Source organism: Streptomyces sp. NPDC031064 (assembly GCF_055570965.1).
On record NZ_JBVIGF010000009.1, the window covers coordinates 99,703 to 112,638 of the forward strand.

Below are 12,936 nucleotides of genomic sequence, written 5' to 3' on the forward strand. Positions count from 1 at the left end.
GCCCCTCATCCGACCCTGAGATGTCCCGACGGGGAACCGCCCGGAGCCCGGCGGCCCCTGGGGGCAATATCAGGGACGGGCCAGGGTCGCGGAAGGTGCCGACGGGGCTCACGGGCCGTCACCATGGACGTATGACGCGTACGACCCCCGCTTCCGCAGAGGCCGATGAAGCACCGCCTCACCCGCCGCTGCGGCGCACGCCGCGGCGGAAGGTCGTGGCGGGGGTCTGCGGCGGACTCGGGCGGCACTTCGACCTCGACCCGGTGATATTCCGGGTCGTGACCGGCGTGCTGGCCGTGACCGGGGGCCTCGGCCTGGTCTTCTACGGCTTCGCCTGGCTGCTCATGGCGGCGGACGACGAGGACGAGAACGAGGCCCGGCGGCTGGTGACGGGCCGGGTGGACGGCGCCTCGCTGATCGCCCTGCTGATGGCGCTGGTCGGCTGCGGCCTGTTCCTGTCGATGCTGGGCAGCGGCAGCACGGTCTCCTTCTCGCTGCTCCTGATCATCGCGGTCAGCGGTGCGGCCGTCTGGTCGCGGCGGCGCCGGCTGGTCGAGGGCCACGAGGCGGTGGCGGACCCGGCGACGGCGCACACGGTGGCGGAGGCGCCCCCGGAGACGAAGGCGCCGCCGCCGCCGGAGTTCCCGTCGTGGTGGCGGGAGCCGATCGTCAAGGACGGTACGTCGGGGCCGGTTCCGCTCGGCTATCTGTGGGGCCCCGAGGACGGTGCGGGGGTGGAGGACGCGATCCTGCGGCGCCCTCCGAAGAACGCCGGGGCGGGGGTGGCGGCCGCCGCCCGTGGCCCGCGCTCCATCGGCGGCCCGGTCCTCCTGCTGGCCCTGGTGGCGGGCGGGCTGGGCACGGGGCTGTCCTGGGGGTCGCAGCCCCTGGGGGTCTGCCTCCAGATCGGCCTGGTGTGCGCGCTGGCGGTGTTCGCGCTCGGGCTGGTGGCCGGCTCGTTCCTGGGCCGGACGGGCGTCGGCACGGTCTTCATGACGGTGGTGACGGCCGTGCTGCTGACGGGCGCGGCCCTGATACCCCAGCAGATCGACACGGAGTGGATACGTACGGACTGGAGACCGGCGTCCGCGGCTGACCTGCGCCCCCGGTACGAGCTGGGTACCGGTGTCGGCACCCTGGACCTGTCCCGCCTGGCCGTTCCGGCGGAGCGGACGGCGCGCACCGCCGCCGAGGTGGGCGCGGGCCGCCTCCACGTCGTCGTCCCGAGGAACGTGACCGTGAAGGTGCGCGTCCAGGTGGGGTTCGGCGATCTGCGGCTGCCCTCCGAGCCCGCCGACGACGTGGACGTCGCTCCGGACCGCGACGTCACCCGCACGATCGCCCCGCCCAGGGGCACGGCCCCGGCAGGCACGCTCGACCTCACCCTGGAGGTCGGGCTCGGACAGGTGGAGGTCTCCCGTGCCGGGTCATGAGCAGGCCGTACCGGGTGCCGGGCAGGGCGGACCGGGTGGTGGCCAGGGCGTACCGGGCCGTGGGAAGACCACGCCGGATCAGGAGAAGACCGTGCCCGACGACCACCGCGAGTGGCGTCATGAGTTCCGCCCGGGCCGGCTGGTCCTGGGCGCCACGGGCCTGGCCATCGCGGCGCTGTACGCGGGTGACGTGGCCGGTTCCTGGGACACGCCCTGGTACGCGGCGCTGCCACTGCTGTGCGCCGGGCTGCTCCTGGCGGGCGTCGCCGGCTGGATCGGCTACCGCGCCCGGCGCCGCCGCGCGGCCAGGGCCGCGTCGAGCGAGAGCAGCGGGGCGCCGGCCAGCACCAGCGGCAGCCACGCCATCAGGTAGGCGAGGTCGTTGCCGTAGTAGTACGGGTCGGCCTGCCAGCTCACGGTCAGCCACAGGCTGAGCGAGATGAGCGCCCCGCCCGCCGCGGCGAGCCGCGCCAGCAGGCCGAGGAGGGTGCCGATGCCGACGGCCAGTTCGCCGAAGGCGATGCCGTAGCCGAAGCCTTCGGGGTTCTTCAGCGCCAGGTCGACGAGCCACGGCACGGCCGAGGAGTCCCGGACGGACCGCATCATCTCCCCGATCGAGCCGGTCCCGGAGGCCGCCATGAACCCCTCGTCGGTGATCTTGTCGAGCCCGGCGTAGATGAAGGTGACGCCGAGGAAGACCCGCAGCGGAAGCAGCGCGTACCGGGAGGCGGTGGCCCTCCAGCCGCGTGGTTCGCCGGCGTTCCCGTAGGTCGCTGTCGTCCGGTAGGTGTGCGTCATCGCCGGCCTGCCTCTCCACACAACGGTCCCCGGAGCCGATTCTCCCCGGCCTTCCCGCCCATGGATACGCGGCGGACCGGGCGCCGGTTCAGGCCGGAGCCCCGCCGTCATGGGGACACGTCACACGCGGACACGTCACACGCGGACACGTCTCACGGGGCCACGTCTCACGGGGCCACGTCGATGACGACGCGGTTGGTCACCGCGCCGGCGGCGGTGACGACCTGGACGTCCGTCCAGCCGGGTGGCACGTCCGCCGGGACCGGGACGGTGAGGGTGGTGTCCGTGGGGTTGGTGAAGCCGCCCGGGGCGGGCACGAGCGGCACGTGGACGTGGACGGGTCCGATGCGCACGACCGTGCGGGTGAGGTGGGCGGGGGTCATGGCCCCCGGCGGTACGAAGCCGGCGCCCCGGATCTCGATGTCGTCGCCCGTACGGATCGGGGCGTCCGGGGCGCCGGCGTCCGGGGCGCGCACCACGGAGAGGATGACCGGGCGGACGCCCTCGGCGCACTTGGCGGCCAGGTAGGTCGCGGCGGAGAGGGCGACCAGCGCGACGAGCGCCCACGGCAACTGGGGCAGCTCGCCCGGGCGCCGGACCAGCCGGGCGGCGGCGAACAGCACCGCGAAGGCCGACACCAGGACGTACTGCGCGTCCGCGAGACCGGCGCGCCCCGCGTCGTCGCACAGCAGGTCGGCGGCGCGCGGCCGCTCGGCGCGCACCTTCTGCACCCGCTGCCCCAGGAGGCGTACGGTCACGATCTTGCGTACGGCGACGACCACGGCGCACACCAGGGCGAGCACCGTCAGCAGCCGGGCGCCCCCCGCGAGCCGGACCGCGCCCCCGGCGGCGCCCTGGAGGGTGAGGTGGAGGGCAGCGAACACCACGAGGAGCACCCACGCGGCGGCCACCGCCCGGGACGTCGACAGCCGGTTGTCCTCACCGATCAGGGGCGCCAGCAGCCCGCCGTACGCCCGGTGCACGCGTGCCGCGCCGGTCAGCAGGGTGCCCATGCATATCGCGGCGACCACCCCCGCCGTCCGCGCCCCGGTCCAGCCGCCGCCGTCCGGCGCGGTCACCGCGTGCAGGACGGGCAGGACGCCCGCGAGCACCGCGACGGTGCCCCACACCGCGTACAGCGTGCCGCGCCAGACCGCGTGCGGCCACGCCCCGCCGAGCGCCCTGCCGTGCTCGGCGACCGTGCGGGCGTGCTCGGCGAGCTGCTCGGACACCCACCGCCGCGCCGCGCCGCCGGGGAGGTCCGGGACACCGTCCCCCACCGCCAGCCGGTCGCGCCGGGCCCGGAACGCGGCCACCGCCCGCCGGTGCTCCTCGCGTGCCTCGTGCGTACACCCACCGCACCGCCCCGCCTCGTGCACCGCCATGGCGGCCCCTTCCATGTCTTCCGTGTCTCAACCGGCGTCTCAACCACCCGACAAGGAAAAGGAATTCTTTCCTATGAAAGTCACGGCCCGCGCCCCGCTCACACCTCCCACGGGGGTGAAAAGCACACCGCGAAGTTGACCGCCTTCGACCGGCTACGACAGGAGTTCGGGCTCGGAGCGACTGATCTGACGCCACAACGGCTGGTAGTTGATCCAGGCCACCAGGTCGGTGCCGAGCCGCTCACGCGTCGCGACCGCCTCCCGGTGCCCGATCGGCACCGGCTTCCCGGCCGCCCGCGCGGCGAGCTGCACCCGGCTGCACCGCTCCATGGAGATGAACCACCAGGCCGCCGCGTCGACCGAGTCGCCCACCGTCAGCAGCCCGTGGTTGCGCAGGATCACCGCCTTGCGGCCACCGAGCGCGGCCGCGATCCGCCGCCCCTCGGCGGCGTCCACCGCGACGCCCGTGTATGCGTCGTACAGGCAGTGGTCCTCGTAGAACGCGCACGCCTCCTGCGTGATCGGCTCGATCAGCTCCCCGAGCGCGGCCAGCGCCCGGCCGTACGTGGAGTGGGAGTGCGCCACCGCCACCACGTCCGGTCGCGCCCGGTGCACCTCGGCGTGCACGGTGAACGCCGCCTGATTGACGTGCTCGGTGCCCTCGACGACCTGCCCGTCACCGTTGACCAGGATCAGGTCCCAGGCGGTGAGGCCGGCGAGCGGCTCACCGAAGGGGTTGACCCAGAAGCAGTCGGGGAACTCCGGGTCCCGCGCGGTGATGTGTCCGGAGACGCCCTCCTCGTACCCGAACCGCGCGAACAGGCGCAGCGCGCCCGCCAGCCGCTGCTTGCGGTACGCCCGCTCGTCGGCGACGGACGCGTGCGTGGGCGGCATCGCGAAGTGCAGCCGCTCGACGGGTATCGGCGCAGGTGCTGACGGCACATGTGCTTCGGCTTCACTCATGGCCGGAAGTTACCGCCGGTCACGACAACTGACCAGAGAGATCGCAGCCACATCGCGGCCACCGGGCGGCTGGAGCAGAATGCACCGCATGACGGACCGTATGACGGACGACGACCCGACCCCGCCCTCGCCCCTGGTCGACCTCCTCGAACTGGAGCCCCACATCGAGGGCGGCTGGTTCCGGGAGACGTGGAAGACGACCGGCTCGACCACCCCGCCCGGCTACCCCGGTCCCCGCACGTACGCGACCGGCATCTACTTCCTGCTGCACCCCGGCGAGAGGTCCCGCTGGCACCGGGTGCGCTCCGACGAGCTGTGGCTCTGGCACCGCGGCGGCCCGCTGCGCCTCTCCCTGGGCGGCGAGGGCGACGCCCCGTCCGAGCCGTGGGAGCTGGTGCTCGGCCCGTCGGTCGAGACCGGCGAACAGCCGCAGCTCCTCGTCCCGGCCGGTACCTGGCAGGCCGCCGAGCCCGCGGGCGACGAGCCTGTCCTGGTCACCTGCGTCGTCGCGCCCGGCTTCCACTACGAGGACTTCACGCTCGAAGCCGCCGCCCACAGGAAGTAGGCGACGGCTTCGGGACCGCCGGGCGGTCAGGCGCGCGGTGGGATCACTCCCACTCGATGGTGCCCGGCGGCTTCGACGTCACGTCGAGTACGACCCGGTTGACGTCCTTCACCTCGTTGGTGATCCGCGTCGAGATCCTCGCCAGCACGTCGTACGGCATCCGCGTCCAGTCCGCCGTCATCGCGTCCTCGGACGAGACGGGCCGCAGCACGATCGGGTGCCCGTACGTACGGCCGTCACCCTGGACACCCACCGAGCGGACGTCGGCGAGCAGCACGACCGGGCACTGCCAGATCTCGCCGTCCAGACCGGCCGCCGTCAGCTCCTCGCGGGCGATGGCGTCGGCCTCGCGCAGCAGGTCGAGCCGCTCCTTGGTCACCTCGCCGACGATCCGGATACCGAGGCCGGGGCCGGGGAAGGGCTGGCGCTGGACGATCTCCTCCGGCAGGCCCAGCTCCTGGCCGACCATCCGGACCTCGTCCTTGAACAGTTGGCGCAGCGGCTCGATCAGTTTGAACTCGAGGTCCTCGGGGAGCCCGCCCACGTTGTGGTGCGACTTGATGTTGGCCGTACCCGTACCGCCGCCCGACTCGACGACGTCGGGGTAGAGCGTGCCCTGGACGAGGAACTCGACCGGGTGGTCGTCCGGCGCCTCGGCGACGATCTCGGCCTGGGCCTGCTCGAAGACCCGGATGAACTCCCGGCCGATGATCTTCCGCTTCTCCTCGGGGTCGGAGACCCCGGCGAGCGCCGTCAGGAACCGCTCCTGCGCGTCGACGACCTTGAGCTGGACGCCGGTGGCGGCCACGAAGTCCTTCTCGACCTGCTCGGTCTCGCCCTTGCGCATCAGCCCGTGGTCGACGTACACGCAGGTGAGCTGCGAGCCGATGGCCTTCTGGACGAGCGCGGCCGCCACCGCGGAGTCCACGCCGCCGGACAGGCCGCAGATGGCGCGCTTCTCGCCGACCTGGGCGCGGATCGCCTCGATCTGCTCCTCGATGACGTTGCCGGTGGTCCAGTCGGGCGTGATCCCGGCGCCGCGGTAGAGGAAGTGCTCCAGGATCTGCTGGCCGTGCGTGGAGTGCATCACCTCGGGGTGGTACTGCACGCCGTACAGCTTCTTCGCGTCGTTCTCGAAGGCCGCGACCGGCACGACGTCCGTGGACGCGGTGACGGTGAAGCCCTCGGGGGCGGCGGAGCAGGCGTCGCCGTGCGACATCCACACCGGCTGCTCGGCCGGGGTGCCCTCGAACAGCGTGGAGGAGGTCTTGCTGACGTGCAACGGCGTACGCCCGTACTCGCGCGCGCCGGTGTTGTCGACCGTGCCGCCGAGGGTCGTGGCCATGAGCTGGAAGCCGTAGCACATGCCGAAGACGGGGACGCCGGCCTCGAAGATCTCGCGGTCGAGCTGGGGGGCGCCCTCCTCGTACACGGAGGACGGGCCGCCGGAGAGGATGATCGCCTTCGGGTTCTTGGCCAGCATCTCGGCCACCGGCATGGTGGACGGGACGATCTCGCTGTAGACCCGGGCCTCACGGACGCGGCGGGCGATGAGCTGGGCGTACTGCGCGCCGAAGTCGACGACGAGTACGGCGTCGGGCGCGGCAGCGGGATTCGCTGATGACACTACGGCGGCCTTCCGGCGGGAGGAGCGGGGAGAGTCTGTATGTCGATTCTACCGGCGCGGGGAGGTCGGCCTTTGTCTCACCATCCGAACCCGGGCTCGCCCCGCTCGGCGGATGGTCCATACTGGCCGCATGCGCAAGCTCTCGACCTTCGTCTTTACCTATGGCACCGGGCCCGTCCGGCTGCCATGGTCGTGCTGCTTGAGCCACTGACAAGCGACTTCCCAGGCGCCCCGGGCCGACAAGGTCCGGGGCGCCTGTCGTTTCTCCGGACCCGATCGCCGGCCCGGGGCCCCACACCCACCAGAGGAGCCCCGACATGACCACGCTCAACGCTGACAGGACCGGCGCCCGCACCGACGAGGCCGCCGACGTGATCACGGGCGCGCGTGAGCGCATCGACGCGCTCGACGACCGGATCATCGGCCTCATCCAGGAACGGATGGCCGTCTCGGCCGTCATCCAGGAGGCGCGGATCTCGTCCGGCGGCCGGCGCGTGAACCTGGCACGCGAGATGGAGGTGCTCGCCCACTACAGGGACGCGCTGGGCAAGCCGGGCACCTCGCTGGCCATGACGATGCTGGAGCTGTGCCGGGGACGCATCTGAGTTCGGGCGCGCTCTCACCCGTACGGCGCGTGACCGCACCGGCCCGGGCTTCGTTGGATCGGTTGTCCGTGTCAGCCAGGGGCGGGCCGAAGAAACCACGCGTGGCTCCGCTGGGGCGTGTGGCGTACCTCATGGGGTACGTCGTGGGACCTCGCCCCAGCGCGCGTGACCGGACGGCAGGGGACAGCAGCCCGGTCACCCGAAAAAGGCGGTCGGCTCCGGGGACGCCCGGAGCCGACCGCATCCGGTCCGAACGGTTGCGCCGACCGCGGCCGTCCAGCACGATGCACACGAGTCGGGTCCCCCGCACCACCGCACCGCCAAAGGTCCACACCACCGGTTGCCCAGGCCCTCGTCCACAACCGCCTGGCCGGACACGACTCATGCCCCACGACCACCGCCACGAGCGGCGCTACCCCCCGGCGCCGCCTCCCTCGGCACCGGCGCTGCCCTGACGCCGGTGCTGACGGCCAAGGGCCCCGCGGAAGCGATTCCGCGGGGCCCTTGTTGTGCCGGTTGTCGTTCAGGAGGCGTTGGCGCGGCGGCGGGCGACGGCGTAGGTCGCGGCGCCCGCGGCGATCAGGGCGGCGGCGCCGGCCGCCACCGGGAGGGCGAGCGAGCCGGTGGCTGCGAGGCCGCCGGTCTGGGTGGTGGGGGTCGAGCCACCGGTGGTGCCGGTGGTACCGGTGGTGGACGTGCCGCCCGTGGTGGTGGAGCCGCCGGTGGTCGTCCCGCCCGTGGCCGTACCGCCCGTGGTCGTACCGCCGGTGGTGGTGGAGCCGCCCGTGGTGGAGCCGCCCGTGGTGGTCGTGCCGGTGTCCTTGGGGTTCAGGACGAGCTGGGCCGTGTTGTTGCCGGCCTTCGGGTCGAAGGCGAGCTTCGGGTGGCTCAGGAACATGTTCCGCACGGTGACCGCGCCCTTGGCGTCCGGGACGACCTTGTCGATCTTCAGCTCGAAGGGCAGCGCGAAGTCCTCGTCCTCGAAGACCCGGATCGGCGTGTCGCAGAAGTAGCGCGGCGCGCCGAGCGGCTCCTCGCGGTACTCACCCTTGGCGGTCCGCGGCTCACAGCCGGCCGGCTTCTTGGTGACCGTGGCACCGGCCGGGACGGTCACGTCCACGGTGGCGACGGGCTCGCCGGAGCGGAGGTACGCGATCCAGGCGGGGCCGCTGTTGCGGAAGCCGACCCGCGCCTCGACCGTCTCGCCCGCCGCGGCGAGGAGCGTGTCGCCGTACGCGACGAAGTCGGCGGTGTTCTTGGCCCGGAAGTCGAACTCCTGCTGGTTGTCCCAGGGGTCGAGGTCCGCCGCGCGGGGGGTGGCCGGCGCCTTCTTCAGGGTGAGCAGGGGGCCGGAACCCTTGGCGGCCTTGCGGACGCCGCCGCGCTCCTCGATGCGGTGGGTGAAGATCTCGATGTAGGCGTGGTCGGCGGCCTTCAGCCCGATCGGCTCGGCCAGCGTGTAGGTGGCGCCCGCCTCGAACGTGCCCGGGAAGTCGCAGACCGCCTTGGTCACGCCCCTGGTCTCGGTGTAGTCGCAGTTGGCGTACCGCCGCGTGTAGTCGAGCCCGTGCGAGTTCGTCAGCGTGAGGCGTACGCCGTCGGCGTCGGCCGTGCCGGCGTTGCTGAAGGTGAGCGGGGCGTGCTGCACCTCGCCCGGCTTGACCTCGTGCTTCAGCTCCAGGGGGTGCATCACGAGGTCGGGGCCGCCGACGGTCACGCCGGCCGTGTACGAGGTGAAGGTCGCGCCCTCGGCCTTGCCGGTGACCTTGATCTCGCCGGTGGCGCCGAGCGCGCTGCCCTTGGCGGCGGTGATCTCCAGCTCGGCGACGCTGTTGACGCCGGGTGAGATGCCGAACGGGTCGGTGCAGGTCCCGGTCGTGCCGGTGATCGTGCAGTCCGAGCTGCCGGTCTGGCCGAAGCGCACGTCGGCGACGCCCGCGACGCCGCTCAGGTCGAAGGTGACGGTGTACTCGCCGTCGAAGCCGCCGTTCTCCTGGTCCTCGCTGGGGTTCTCCACCGTGACGTCGATGGTCGCGCTCCGCGGCTCGCCGGTGGCCGGGTAGGGCCGCAGGCCCACCTCGGCGGGACCGTCGAGGAGGAACACCGGGGCGGCGGCGTCGGCGGAGTACGCGGCCGGGGCGGCGCTCAGCGCGACACCGGCGAGCAGCCCGGCGGCGACGAGGGAGGAGGAAAGGCGTCTCATCAAGGAACCCCTGGTTGGCGGCATGCGGTCTGATTGCCTGAACATGGGTTCGACCATGGGGCGGGCCGAATGGTTGCGCGGCCGGGAGATCACGGATTGGGCACGGCGGGCACCGGGCGCACACAAGCGGAATGTGTGATGCAGCCCACATAAGGTTTTCGTCAGTTGGCGTGCAACCATCCCCGGCCGTCACAGGTCATGCATGCGGAAACAACGGCCACGCCCGTGACACCCCACGCCGGGTCGGCCCCACGACACCGTGCCGCGCCTTCGCGGTACGCCTGGACTTCACTGAGGTCTTCATGAAGCTTCGCCGCGCCATGGCGGTCGCCGCCGCGACCGCCGTCATAGCCCCTGCCGCCTTCCTGGCGGCTCCGGCCGCGTACGCGACGGACGGCACCACCAGCACGACCTCCACCTCCGGCGCCACGGGCGAGACGGACGGCACCACGAACGACGGCGCCACCACGACGGACGACGGCACGAAGACCGAGGACGGCGCCGCGACGACCGAGGACGGCACCAAGACCGAGGACGGTTCGGCGACCGACGACGGTGCCGCCACGACCGAGGACGGCACGAAGACCGAAGACGGTACGAAGACCGAGGACGAGCCGGCGACCGAGGACGGCACCAAGACCGAGGACGACGAGACCACGGGCGGCACCGAGACCGGTACCGAGAACGGCTCGAAGCCGGGCACCGAGACCGGCAAGGACGAGGAAGAGCCGGCCGAAGAGGACGAGGACGAGCTCGGCGAGGAGTTCCAGTGCGAGGAGGCCTCCGTCGAGGTCTCGCTCGGTGGCTTCCCGAACAAGATCACCGCCGGTAGTGGGTGGAAGAACTTCACGTTCAACGTGAAGAACACCGGCAAGGACGACATCAAGGACCTCCAGGTCTTCACCGTCGCCATCTACGCCGACAACCTCGAGAAGTCCGCGGACGATCTCGTGGAGAAGTACGCCCACTTCGAGTACAAGGACCCATCGGGCAAGTGGGTCAACGACCTTGAGGGCTCCCCCTTCAACAACGGCTTCTTCTTCGGCATGTTCGACCTGGACGCCGGCCAGAAGGTCACCATCGACCTTCGCGTGAAGATCGACAAGGGTGCGCCCGCGGGCGACGGCCTGGCGCTCGCCGCCGGCAGCCACGACAACGGCGCCGAGGACGACTCGTACAAGTGCTACGAGAGCGGGGACATGTACCCGTTCCAGGTCGTCGCGGCCGGCACCAACCCGGGCCCTGTCGAGGACTCCAAGCCGACCGGCGAGAAGCCCACGACGGACCTGAAGCCGCAGGGTGAGGCCAAGGAGATCCCGGTCACCGGCAACCTCGCCGAGACCGGTTCCAACTCGATGCTGCCGACCATCGGTATCGCCGGTGGTATCGCCATCGTCGCCGGTGCCGGTGTCGTCTTCGCGCTGAAGCGCCGTAGCAACGGTGCCACCGCGTAACACGCGCACCACATAGCAAGAGAGGCGCTGCACTCGGAGGGGGGTGCAGCGCCTCTCTCATGTCGTCGGGGGGTTTCAGGACTTCGGCGGGACCGCCGGGATGCCGAGGAACGGGAGCTTCAGGGCGCCGAAGGCGTTCGCCGGGACCGTGGGGGACTTGGGGGCGACCGGGGCGAGGCGTTCGTACGCCGCGCCCTGTCGCGGGCGCGGGTCCTCCTCGCCCTTGTTGGGCCAGAAGGACATGGCGCGTTCCGCCTGGGCGGTGATGGTGAGGGAGGGGTTCACGCCGAGGTTGGCGGAGACGGCCGCGCCGTCGACGACCGAGATGCCCGGGTGGCCGTAGAGGCGGTGGTACGGGTCGATGACGCCGTCCTCGGCCGTGGCGCCGATCACGCAGCCGCCCAGGAAGTGGGCGGTGAGCGGGGTGCCCATCAGTTCGCCGACGTTGGAGCCGGCGAAGCCGTTGATCTCCTCCGCGAGGAGGCTCGCCGCGCGGGTGCCCTCGGCGATCTGCTTGGGGTTGGGGGAACCGTGGCCCTGGCGGGCGGTCAGGAGGCCCTTTCCGAGGCCGTCAGGCTTGCGGTAGGTGGTGAGGGAGTTGTCCAGGGACTGCATGACGAGTCCGATGATGGTCCGCTCCGACCACCGGCGGTTGGACAGCGCGCGCAGCGCGAGCCACGGGTGGCGGGCCACGTTGCCCAGCCAGGCGCGGACGCGGCGCTGCGAGTACGGGACCTGGAGGATGGACAGCGACCCCATGGCGTTGGAGCCCTTGCCGTAGCGGACCGGTTCGATGTGGGTGTCGGCGTCCGGGTGGATGGACGAGGTGATGGCGACGCCCTGGGTGAAGTCCGCGCGCTTGTGGCCGTGCCGTTTGCGGTAGCGGCGGTCGGTGGTCTGGGAGCCGACCAGGGCCTCGGAGTTGGTACGGGTCAGCTCGCCGAGGCGGGCGGAGATGCGCGGCAGTCGCCCCTCGTCCCGCATCCGGTGCAGCAGCGTCTGGGTGCCGTACGTGCCGGCCGCGACGACGACGTACCGGCAGCGGAGGGTCTTCGGGGCGGCCTTGCGGCGGCGGTGCGTGGGGACGGTCGAGACGGCGTAGCCGTCGCCGGACGTGGCCTCGGTGATGGCGGTGACCGTGGTCATGGGGTGGATGACGGCCCCGGCCTTCTCGGCGAGGTGGAGGTAGTTCTCGGTGAGGGTGTTCTTCGCGCCGTGCCGGCAGCCGGTCATGCACTCGCCGCATTCGGTGCAGGCGCGGCGGGAAGGGCCCGCGCCGCCGAAGTACGGGTCGTCGGCCTTCCGGCCCGGTTCGGCCTTGGCCGTGCCGTCGGCGTCCTTGCCGTCGCCGAAGAAGACCCCGACGGGCGCCAGGTGGAAGGTGTCGCCGACACCCATCGCCTGGGCGGTCGCCTTGAGGTGGACGTCGGAGGGGGTCATGGTGGGGTTGAGCCGTACGCCCAGCATCCGCTTGGCCTGGTCGTAGTAGGGGGCCAGCTCCGCCTGCCAGTCGGTGATGGACGCCCACTGCTTGTCCCGGAAGAACGGCTCGGGCGGTACGTAGAGGGTGTTGGCGTAGTTGAGGGAGCCGCCGCCCACCCCGGCGCCCGCCAGGACCATGACGTTGCCGAGCAGGTGGATGCGCTGGATGCCGAAGAGGCCGAGGGCCGGGGCCCAGAGGTAGTTCTTCACGTCCCAGGAGTTCTTGGGCAGCGTGTCCGGCGTGAAGCGGCGGCCCGCCTCCAGGACGCCGACCCGGTAGCCCTTCTCCGTCAGGCGGAGGGCGGAGACCGAGCCACCGAAGCCGGAGCCGACGACGATGACGTCGTAGTCGTACGCGTCGTCGGTGCCTTCCTGATTCTGGGCAGGGGGGACCTGGGGCATGGGCTCTCCTCGTACCGAA

General features: G+C 72.0%; 11 protein-coding genes. 5 read left to right on the forward strand and 6 right to left on the reverse strand.

The window, feature by feature from the left end:
- The first annotated feature begins 131 nt into the window (after window positions 1-131).
- Both ACZ46W_RS29145 and ACZ46W_RS29150 read left to right on the forward strand, forming a co-directional pair.
- Window positions 132-1,433, forward strand: coding sequence for a PspC domain-containing protein (locus tag ACZ46W_RS29145; RefSeq protein ID WP_468343703.1), 1,302 nt, complete (start codon window positions 132-134; stop codon window positions 1,431-1,433).
- Entirely contained in the window at window positions 1,420-1,806 is a 387-nt protein-coding gene (locus tag ACZ46W_RS29150; protein ID WP_468343706.1) for a hypothetical protein, read from the forward strand. The genes ACZ46W_RS29145 and ACZ46W_RS29150 overlap by 14 nt, the downstream gene beginning before the upstream one ends.
- Here the strand turns inward: ACZ46W_RS29150 and ACZ46W_RS29155 are convergent.
- From ACZ46W_RS29155 to ACZ46W_RS29165, 3 genes are all read right to left on the reverse strand, one after another.
- Window positions 1,713-2,231, reverse strand: coding sequence for a DoxX family membrane protein (locus tag ACZ46W_RS29155; RefSeq protein ID WP_468343709.1), 519 nt, complete (start codon window positions 2,229-2,231; stop codon window positions 1,713-1,715). The genes ACZ46W_RS29150 and ACZ46W_RS29155 overlap by 94 nt on opposite strands.
- Before the next feature lie 167 nt (window positions 2,232-2,398).
- The gene (locus tag ACZ46W_RS29160; protein WP_468343712.1) at window positions 2,399-3,616 is read right to left on the reverse strand and encodes a hypothetical protein; all 1,218 of its coding nucleotides are present in this window, start codon (window positions 3,614-3,616) and stop codon (window positions 2,399-2,401) included.
- Between the two features lie 153 nt (window positions 3,617-3,769).
- Window positions 3,770-4,579: a class II aldolase/adducin family protein gene (locus ACZ46W_RS29165; protein ID WP_468343715.1), complete on the reverse strand. Its 810-nt coding sequence runs from the start codon at window positions 4,577-4,579 to the stop codon at window positions 3,770-3,772.
- Between the two features lie 88 nt (window positions 4,580-4,667).
- On the opposite strand from ACZ46W_RS29165, the gene ACZ46W_RS29170 reads away from it, so the two are divergent.
- Entirely contained in the window at window positions 4,668-5,144 is a 477-nt protein-coding gene (locus ACZ46W_RS29170) for a cupin domain-containing protein (RefSeq protein ID WP_468343718.1), read from the forward strand.
- Between the two features lie 43 nt (window positions 5,145-5,187).
- On the opposite strand, the gene guaA is transcribed toward ACZ46W_RS29170, so the two are convergent.
- On the reverse strand, window positions 5,188-6,771 hold the full coding sequence (guaA, locus tag ACZ46W_RS29175) for a glutamine-hydrolyzing GMP synthase (protein WP_468343721.1): 1,584 nt from the start codon (window positions 6,769-6,771) through the stop codon (window positions 5,188-5,190).
- A 317-nt stretch (window positions 6,772-7,088) separates the two neighbouring features.
- Between guaA and ACZ46W_RS29180 the strand changes: the two genes are divergently transcribed.
- Window positions 7,089-7,376, forward strand: coding sequence for a chorismate mutase (locus ACZ46W_RS29180; protein WP_468343724.1), 288 nt, complete (start codon window positions 7,089-7,091; stop codon window positions 7,374-7,376).
- 523 nt (window positions 7,377-7,899) lie between these two features.
- Here the strand turns inward: ACZ46W_RS29180 and ACZ46W_RS29185 are convergent.
- Entirely contained in the window at window positions 7,900-9,579 is a 1,680-nt protein-coding gene (locus ACZ46W_RS29185) for a peptidase (protein ID WP_468343727.1), read from the reverse strand.
- A 302-nt stretch (window positions 9,580-9,881) separates the two neighbouring features.
- Between ACZ46W_RS29185 and ACZ46W_RS29190 the strand changes: the two genes are divergently transcribed.
- A complete protein-coding gene (locus ACZ46W_RS29190) occupies window positions 9,882-11,033 on the forward strand; it encodes an LPXTG cell wall anchor domain-containing protein (RefSeq protein ID WP_468343730.1) in 1,152 nt (383 codons plus the stop codon).
- A 75-nt stretch (window positions 11,034-11,108) separates the two neighbouring features.
- Here the strand turns inward: ACZ46W_RS29190 and ACZ46W_RS29195 are convergent, their stop codons facing one another.
- Entirely contained in the window at window positions 11,109-12,917 is a 1,809-nt protein-coding gene (locus ACZ46W_RS29195) for a GMC oxidoreductase (protein ID WP_468343733.1), read from the reverse strand.
- Window positions 12,918-12,936 lie beyond the last annotated feature (19 nt).